Genomic DNA, 3,665 nt, shown 5'->3' on the forward strand with positions numbered 1-3,665 from the left:
ACGAAACATATTTAGAACTAGACAGTAGCGATCCTTCGGCAGTCAACATAAACAGAAATATATACGTGCCAAATTGCTCAGCGTTGCTTCCTAATAATGTGTATATTATGACAGTCCCAATTATGATAAACGCAGATTTTGACATTTTTCAGAACGGCTTTAATATTAAAAGCTAGCGATGGAACTGCATTAGCAACAATAAACCCACCACGTGAAAATGTAGGGACATGGCAAAATGTGACAACAGTGTTCACTGTGCCAAGCAATCTTAAATTTGATACCACTTACTTACAACTTTGGCAACCTATAGAAGGTAACGGCAAAATCTACATTGGTTATGATATTAAGATTGAGAAAGTAACGTCAACAAGTGATACGGCAACTCCTTACCAGCCAAATTTACTCGATGCGCCGTATTATTTGAGTAAGGTGGCTTTGGGTGAGAATATTGCTGATCCTACAGTTGAATTCCCAATCACAAGTAGTAGCGAGGGGATCTATGCAAAAAATGCACTAGAGGATTTTGTTTTAGGTGAAACTTATACTGTGACGATAGGAGCGACTAAGCCTGCCTCACAAACTATTCGGGTTTATTTAGCTCAAAAACAATTCAGTGGCTTTAAACCAGTTGAAGGATTGGTTGATACATGGGTCGCCACTGTGTCAATAACTCAGCTAGGGGAAAACGCAAAAGGGGTATACCTTTTTCAAACGCCAAATACTTCTTTAGGTTCATGTACCATAAAATGGTTGAAAATTGAAAAAGGCGACACACGAACCCCAAATATTAGTCAGTTTAAATACTTTGGTGAAGGATTGAAAGATAGCAACAATCCGAACGACTATAGTTGGGATGTCACACCTGAATATACTGAAAAAGGCTTGAATAATACGGTTAGTCTAACTGAACCCGAAACCGTTTTAGGACTAAAAAATTTCAAAGATGGGGTCCAGATAGACGGAGTAGATGTGGCAACAGTTAAAAACTTAGGTAGTGTGTTACAGAGTGGATCTGGTTTGACTACTATTCAATCAGATAAGCAAAGCGCATTTGATGAATTTTCATACGAATTCGAACGTATTGGTGATAGGGTATTCTTTCACGCACGAGTAAAAACAAACTCGACAACAGCCGTAGCTTCACATGTGAATCTACTAGAAATTCCTTTAGGATTTCAGCTTCCTATTGGAGGGACAATTGGAGGAATTCCGTTGTCGGTTGTACAGTGGACTACGCCACAAGGAGAAATCAGCGCTTTAGCAATCACTGATTTAACTGGTAAACAAGTAGTTAAATTTGCAACTAATCGAGTAGGAAATCATTATATTTCAGGAGAATGGCGAACAGCTGATAGTTATCCAGAAACAAAGTAGGAGGGAAATAAATGAAAGATATTTGGAAATATGGACGTACTGGCGGAGAGTACGCAGGAAAAGTATTGGACGACATGCTTGTATCCGTTCCTTACACGGATCAGCCACCGTTTGAAGGGATTCGTGCTGATGGGGAGCCGCTAACGATTGCTGATCAGATGTTTGATCCTAAACTGAACCAATGGATTGTGTTAGCGAACACACTGGATCACAACGATTTAAACAATCTCAAAGCGATGTACGAGGCACTGGAACATGAAAACGACAACCTAAAACAGCTCAATGCCAAAATCATGCTAAACGATGTAGCAATTAAACAGGAAAATACTGCATTGAAAGAAAAAGCGGATAGTTTAGCACAAATCAATTCAAAAATGATGCTTGCTTCGTTACAAAATAGCAAAGACATTTCAGAAATTAAAGAGCAACTAAATCCAGCTTCAAAGGGAGGTGAGTAGTATGTTTAGTTTTAGCGATGTGAAAATGATGTATGATTGGGGCTGTTTTACTGACGATCAAGTTCGACTATTCGTTCCACTATGCATTACAGACGAAGAAGCAGATAAAATTATTAATAAAGATAAGAGCGCATCTTAAGTGATGCGTTTTTTTGTTGGAAAGTTGGTGGAACATGAAAGAAGAAGCGCTCCAAGACGTTGTGGAGAGATTAGTAAGAATTGAAACAAAATTAGACAACTACGAATCACTTAGAGAAAAGGCTGATAGTGCAAAAGATTTGGCAGATAAAGCCTATTCAGTAGCACTAAACAATGCAGAAGACATCAAGGAAATGAAGAACAATAATAAATGGGCTTGGGGCTATATGATTGGCTTAGGCATTACAATCATTGGCTATTTCTTGACTAAATTGTAAAGGAGGTGAGAAGAAATGATTTTACCCGATAAGTATTATCAAGTCATTAAATGGACGGTTTTAACAGTATTACCAGCTGCATCTGCTTTAGTAGCCATGTTAGGAAAAGCGTATGGATGGAATGGAACAGATATGACAGTGCTGACTATCAATGCAGTAGCAACATTTTTAGGCGTTATCACTGGTGTGTCTGCATATAATTTGAAAAAATAGGAGGAAACAAATGAAAAAGAAAATTACTATTACTGCGATGAGCCTATTAACGGCTCTTTTTTTATTGCCAATTAATGGGTTTGCTTATATGATTAACAATGAATTTAATTTGGGCGCAAATGAAGGTAGCTCACAAGTAGCAAATAATCAGTATATTTTACTGCATGAAACGGCTAATGAAACAGCAACAGGACGCAATGAAGCGCAATATATGCAACGTTCATGGACTAGTGCTTACACTGCTTACATTGTGGGAGACGGTGGAATTGTTTATCAAGTCGGACAACCTGGTTATGTGCAGTATGGGGCTGGTTCATATGCTAATGCTAACAGTCCTGTGCAGATTGAGTTACAGCACACGCATGATAAAGCAACTTTTGAGAAAAACTACAAGGCATACGTTGAATTGGCTAGAGATTCAGCAATGAAATATGGTATTCCATTAACGTTGGACACTCCTTATAACCAACCGGGAATCAAATCGCATTTATGGGTAACACAAAACATCTGGGGCGATCATACAGATCCTTATGGTTATCTTTCTGAAATGGGCGTAAGTAAAGAAAAATTAGCCTATGATTTGGCTCATGGATTTACCGATGAAAATCCGACAACTTCTGAAAACAAGCCTGTCATTGATCCAACACGAGCAGGTGCACCAAATCCGACTTTAACAGATGGAACGAATCATTCTCACATTGATCAGTTTGGGGAAATCGAAAATGCGAACTTGCATGTGGCTGGATGGCACATTGCTAACTATAAATACGAGTATATTTTCATTATGGATTACAATACTGGAAAAGAATTAGTTCGAGTAAGAGCTGATGGAATTTATAGACCAGATGTAAATCAAGCTTATAATACTTTAGGAAATGTTGGTTATCATGTATCTTTCAATATGCGCAACTTCCCTAATAAGAAAGTCTATGTCATGATGCGTGCAACGAATGATCCAGAAGGGAGCACTAAAGGCGGAGCACAAGATTTTCATGATAAGCGTTGGTACTTGAATATTCCGCAACGATAAAAAAATAGCCCCTCGTTGAGGGGCAATACATAGCTAATTTTGTTTGTTTTTTTGCCGTTGCTTGGCAGCTTTTGCGACGGCGGCGTATATCTCAGCAGTATAACTTGCATATTTCTCTAGTTCTTCATGATGTCCATGGATAAAGATAATAATTTTTTTTAGTAAAGGTAAGAT

The 3,665-nt window shown here is 38.3% G+C and carries 5 protein-coding genes and 1 pseudogene; all 6 read left to right on the forward strand.

Going from position 1 to position 3,665, the window contains the following annotated elements:
- A pseudogene (locus KFO35_RS13795) lies at positions 1-1,374 on the forward strand (BppU family phage baseplate upper protein); the annotation flags it as partial.
- 11 nt (positions 1,375-1,385) lie between these two features.
- Positions 1,386-1,832, forward strand: a complete 447-nt coding sequence (locus KFO35_RS13800) for a hypothetical protein (RefSeq protein ID WP_156271746.1) — start codon at positions 1,386-1,388, stop codon at positions 1,830-1,832.
- Between the two features lies 1 nt (position 1,833).
- Positions 1,834-1,971 carry an XkdX family protein gene (locus KFO35_RS13805; RefSeq protein ID WP_002327992.1) on the forward strand — a complete coding sequence of 46 codons (138 nt, stop codon included), beginning with the start codon at positions 1,834-1,836 and terminating at the stop codon, positions 1,969-1,971.
- Between the two features lie 34 nt (positions 1,972-2,005).
- Positions 2,006-2,248: a hemolysin XhlA family protein gene (locus KFO35_RS13810; protein WP_002312831.1), complete on the forward strand. Its 243-nt coding sequence runs from the start codon at positions 2,006-2,008 to the stop codon at positions 2,246-2,248.
- Positions 2,249-2,263: 15 nt separating this feature from the next.
- Positions 2,264-2,461 carry a phage holin gene (locus tag KFO35_RS13815; protein ID WP_002334690.1) on the forward strand — a complete coding sequence of 66 codons (198 nt, stop codon included), beginning with the start codon at positions 2,264-2,266 and terminating at the stop codon, positions 2,459-2,461.
- Positions 2,462-2,471: 10 nt separating this feature from the next.
- The gene (locus KFO35_RS13820; RefSeq protein WP_156271744.1) at positions 2,472-3,491 is read left to right on the forward strand and encodes a peptidoglycan recognition protein family protein; all 1,020 of its coding nucleotides are present in this window, start codon (positions 2,472-2,474) and stop codon (positions 3,489-3,491) included.
- Positions 3,492-3,665 lie beyond the last annotated feature (174 nt).

The sequence above is a fragment of the Enterococcus lactis genome (genome assembly GCF_015751045.1).
Taxonomy (GTDB): Bacteria; Bacillota; Bacilli; order Lactobacillales; family Enterococcaceae; genus Enterococcus_B; species Enterococcus_B lactis.

What these genes read in the sequence shown, in the direction of transcription:
- KFO35_RS13800 (WP_156271746.1), top strand. Translation starts at nt 1,386, where the DNA reads ATGAAAGATATTTGGAAATATGGACGTACTGGCGGAGAGTACGCAGGA.
- KFO35_RS13805 (WP_002327992.1), top strand. Translation starts at nt 1,834, where the DNA reads ATGTTTAGTTTTAGCGATGTGAAAATGATGTATGATTGGGGCTGTTTT.
- KFO35_RS13810 (WP_002312831.1), top strand. Translation starts at nt 2,006, where the DNA reads ATGAAAGAAGAAGCGCTCCAAGACGTTGTGGAGAGATTAGTAAGAATT.
- KFO35_RS13815 (WP_002334690.1), top strand. Translation starts at nt 2,264, where the DNA reads ATGATTTTACCCGATAAGTATTATCAAGTCATTAAATGGACGGTTTTA.
- KFO35_RS13820 (WP_156271744.1), top strand. Translation starts at nt 2,472, where the DNA reads ATGAAAAAGAAAATTACTATTACTGCGATGAGCCTATTAACGGCTCTT.